Raw genomic sequence first — 511 nt, forward strand, 5'->3', positions numbered from 1 at the left:
ATCCATCTTGAAACAAGATCAAGCCTCTCTAAGTCTCACGCCGGAGGGCTCCTCCGACCTCTTTTGGAAAGGATTGCTTGTAACCGTCGAGGACGACGATGATGACACTGGAAGAAAAGCTCGCCCGCTTGCGCACCCACCGCAATAGCATTCACCGCTACCACCGGCTGCTCAAGACCCGCCTTTCCGATCTGGAGCGCGAGTACATCGAAAGCCGTCTCTCCGAGGAACGGGCGGCGCTGGTAAGCCTCGCGCGCACGCCGTTCCCCATTCCTTTTAAAATGCCGCCGCCAGAGCAGCAGCCGCAGACCTTCAAGCCTGAGGTGACCTGAGCTTGCCGTGGGCATCAGGAGGTCGCTCCCGTGCGACAGCGGCCCATCAACGGCGTCGAGCCGGAAAGAACCGAGGATGACATTACGCGTGAGCTGCTCGGCCCCAGGGGCGTTCCGGGCGGTCCCGATCCCGCCCGCATGGTCCCGCAGGTCGAGAAGAACACGCCAAAGCACATAAG

1 protein-coding gene is annotated in these 511 nt (G+C 61.3%); it reads left to right on the forward strand.

The annotated features are described in order from the left end of the window. The first annotated feature begins 98 nt into the window (after nucleotides 1-98). Entirely contained in the window at nucleotides 99-332 is a 234-nt protein-coding gene (locus I6F16_RS37510; protein WP_306469161.1) for a hypothetical protein, read from the forward strand. Nucleotides 333-511: the final 179 nt, after the last annotated feature.

The sequence above is a fragment of the Bradyrhizobium sp. IC4060 genome, assembly GCF_020193715.1.
Lineage (GTDB): Bacteria > Pseudomonadota > Alphaproteobacteria > Rhizobiales > Xanthobacteraceae > Bradyrhizobium > Bradyrhizobium yuanmingense.